This window comes from Lacticaseibacillus suilingensis (assembly GCF_016861845.1).
Classification (GTDB): Bacteria; Bacillota; Bacilli; order Lactobacillales; family Lactobacillaceae; genus Lacticaseibacillus; species Lacticaseibacillus suilingensis.
This window is the reverse complement of record NZ_BOLV01000048.1, coordinates 1-3,333: the sequence shown is the minus strand read 5'-3', so window position 1 is coordinate 3,333 and position 3,333 is coordinate 1. Positions and strand designations below refer to the sequence as shown.

Here is a 3,333-nt window from a genome sequence, read left to right as displayed (position 1 = left end):
TTTACCAGAAACGAAAAAGTGGTGAACCAGGATCCCGTCGGATCTTGGTTCACCACTAATGTTAGTCAGTTTTTTTGTCTTAAACCCTCGCCGCACCTTGTACTTCTTGTGGCCAGTCTGTGGATCATTACCAGCAAAGACCTGAACGCGCCAGAACTCTTTGCCGTCTTTCGTTGCGTACTTTTTAAAATTTTATTTGCGATGTTTTCATGATTTTGATCTAGCGGACGGTTGTGCTAAGTGTTTAGCCACGTCGAATCGTGGTACACTGAATACGAACTTGATTTGAAGTTCCTGCCTCAAGTCGGGATCGACATAGCTTTTTCCGAATGCAGCTTCACGATCAAAATCGTGGCTGAACATATCGAGTAGTTTGGACATTGCTTCATCGTCTCCGTCCTGCGCTGCCAAGATAACCGGTACTAGGTTATCGATCTCTGTATAATGCATTGAATACTCCTCCTTGTATTCTCTACATGTTTGCGCAAGCGTCTTTGATACGCTTTATTGCCCGTCGCCGCCGTTTATTCACCCCCTGACTTGATTTTCCGGTGCGGCTGCCGATCTCTACCGCGTTAAGTTCCGAATAGTAATACTCATATAAGACAATTTTATCAGCTGTGGAAAGGGTTGCAACAGCCTCGGATAATTGATCGTCTTCGATGAAATCTTCGAGCTTGGCGACTTCATCATTGGTCAATTTAAAGTCGTCCAGATGATAAGGTTCGGCGATTTCCTCCAACAGCCAATATTCGAGTGGCATCTCCTTAATATCATTAAGATGCGCATTATAAATATTGATACGCTCATTTCTAAGAACCCGTTGCATGTACCTGATGAACATACGTGAAACTTCGCGTTCGCTACTCAAAGTGATTACCTCCTCAAGGCTTAATTTTCTGGTCTCATATATACAGACAAGATTTGAGTAAGCGAATGAAACCATTAACCGAATAATTTTAATTTTTCAACTATTTTATCGTCAGTGAACTGTATTTCTTGTAGAAAAAAACCATTGGCTATTAACCAATGGTTGAAGTAGTCATGTTCCGGTATCAAAAGCTGTGAATAGTTCTTAATCATTGTCGGGTGAAAGAAATTAGGAACGAGCGAGAAAGCGATACGCATGTTGCGGTGGGTAATCAATCAGGATAATGAAGTTGAAATATCCCAATAGCATACGTGTGTAATACATCGATGTCGCGAGCCGTAATGGCCGTCATCACATTTTTCGATTAGTATAGCACCGATAATGTTTTTTAAAACACTTATTTACGGTAAAGAGTAACGGCACTCTTGATCAGAAAAAATATGCAATCAGAATGTTCGGCAATCACCATTGTCCCTTTGTAAGCCTGACACAATCCAAAAAAAGAGACCCGCAAGATTTAGAATTGCGAGTCCCTCGTATATAAAAAAGGTTATCCGGTCTGTTAGTTCATATTGAATCGAATTTCTATTTTGAGTTCTTTCGAAGATCCTTCTGTTTTTCGCGTACGAGTGATGCCAATTCGTCAATTTCAGAGGTTTCGGTAGTAGAATCAATGAAATGCGAAACTAAATTTTTGAGTGCAGATGGCGACATGATCTTCTTAAAGTAATCTTCTTGAGATAAAGAGGCGATAAAATTACGAGTGTGAACAGTTCCGCTCTGTCCAATACCATCAACCTCAATAACGTGTTCACTGAGGAGTTTACGAAGCACGGCTTGGACTGTGTTCTGACTGAGATTATCAGAGAGAGACGTTATTTCTCGAACCGACAAGGCCGTAGCCGAATTCCAAAGTATTTGCATGATCTGCAATTCGCGTTTTGTCAACATGCCTATTTTCAAAAAAAATCCTCCGATACGTTTTTACAATTTAGACACAGTACATGTCTGAAGTGCACAGTGTATTTGTTGCGGTTTAAAAACATCTGTATGGAACTAATAAAGCAACGTTCAACTCAATTTCATTTTACCCTTCATAGAGATATTCTGCCACTTGATACGTCATTGTGGGTAGCGTCAAGAATCTTGTGTAAATGAAATGCCTTCGTACATATAATATGTAACTAACTTAAATAAATGATGCTTCCAAGGTGTCCTAGAGTCCTTTAAAGCCTCGGTGGATCCGCTTCAGAGACTTCTCGTTATAAGCATTAAACTGAGAAACCAGGAATCGATCCAGTGAATCTTCCGTTGGAAATTGTTCTTTGTGGTGGGTGGTGTGCTTGAGATGCTTGTTAAAGTTCTCAATCAAGTTAGTGGAGTAGAGTGATTGCCGAATGGCTGGTGGAAAGTCCATGAAAGTGAGTAGATTCGGCATTTTAAGCAGATCTTTGATTAACTTGGGATAGGTACGATGCCAGTTGTTGGCGAACTCATTCAGTTTCAGTTCGGCTGCTTCACGATTGGCAGCCCAATGAACTTGTTTAAAGTCATTGATCACGGCCTTACGGTCTTTCACCCGAACCTTGTTTATTAAATTACGCCCAACATGAACCAGGCAACGTTGTCGTTTAGCTTTGGGAAAATGCCGATTTAAGCCTTCATCCAAACCAACTAACCCATCGGCCACAAACAACAGCACATCTTTGACCCCTTGCTTAATCAGGGTTCCCAGTAATTCAGTCCAGATCCCAGTTGATTCCGTCGGCGCCACTTGGTAGTTCAGCACTTCTTTCGTACCATCTGGACGAATGCCAATCGCAATATGAACCGCTTCTTTTTGAACGGTATCCCGCTTTAACGGCAAGTAAGTGGCACCTAAGAAGATAGCCGCATATTGTGAAGCCAGTCGACGTTGCTGGAAAGCTTGAACCTGTTCATTGACGGCTTTAGTCATGTTGGAAACCGTGGCTTTGGAGTAGTGAGCACCGTACATTTTCTCAATGAGTTCGGCAATTTCAGCAGTGGTAATTCCCTTGGTATACAACTGAATAACCGTTGTTTCTAAATTATCACTGTGCCGACCGTAGGCTGGCAAGGTATGATTTTTAAACCGGCCATTGCGATCTCGAGGAATGGTTAAGTTAAGTTGGCCGTACTTCGTATCAAACGAGCGCTCATAACTGCCGTTGCGGTTATTACCAGTGTTAATCCCAGCGTATGAGTAGCGTTCGTAACCCAAAAACTCTGCCAATTCAGTTTGAAGCAGCTGGTTGATGGCGATTTCAAGGTGGTGACGAAAAACTTCGTCCAAATCTTGTTTTTGGGCTAGTGCAGCGATAATTTCTGCCTCAATTTTCAAGTCAAGTGCAACGATGATAACGGATTCTTGATAGTGGTCTAGGCTGTTACGCCATGCATCGGTAGTAATCGCATGGGCGAAGATAGTTCAGAATACGTCT

At 42.0% G+C, this 3,333-nt stretch carries 4 protein-coding genes and 1 pseudogene; all 5 read right to left on the bottom strand.

Annotated features, from left to right (window positions below):
- A pseudogene (locus tag JUF11_RS13425) lies at positions 1 to 135 on the bottom strand (Arm DNA-binding domain-containing protein); the annotation flags it as partial.
- Positions 136 to 207: 72 nt separating this feature from the next.
- Positions 208 to 450 (bottom strand): helix-turn-helix domain-containing protein, encoded by a 243-nt coding sequence (locus JUF11_RS12920; protein ID WP_016379141.1) that lies wholly within the window; start codon positions 448 to 450, stop codon positions 208 to 210.
- A gap of 22 nt (positions 451 to 472) precedes the next feature.
- Positions 473 to 871, bottom strand: coding sequence for a sigma factor-like helix-turn-helix DNA-binding protein (locus tag JUF11_RS12915; RefSeq protein ID WP_204119918.1), 399 nt, complete (start codon positions 869 to 871; stop codon positions 473 to 475).
- A 585-nt stretch (positions 872 to 1,456) separates the two neighbouring features.
- Positions 1,457 to 1,834, bottom strand: a complete 378-nt coding sequence (locus JUF11_RS12910) for a BlaI/MecI/CopY family transcriptional regulator (RefSeq protein WP_016379143.1) — start codon at positions 1,832 to 1,834, stop codon at positions 1,457 to 1,459.
- A 253-nt stretch (positions 1,835 to 2,087) separates the two neighbouring features.
- Positions 2,088 to 3,233 carry an IS256 family transposase gene (locus JUF11_RS12905; RefSeq protein ID WP_204119917.1) on the bottom strand — a complete coding sequence of 382 codons (1,146 nt, stop codon included), beginning with the start codon at positions 3,231 to 3,233 and terminating at the stop codon, positions 2,088 to 2,090.
- Positions 3,234 to 3,333: the final 100 nt, after the last annotated feature.

Coding starts and splice junctions, on each gene's coding strand:
- JUF11_RS12920 (WP_016379141.1), bottom strand. CDS start 450: ATGCATTATACAGAGATCGATAACCTAGTACCGGTTATCTTGGCAGCG.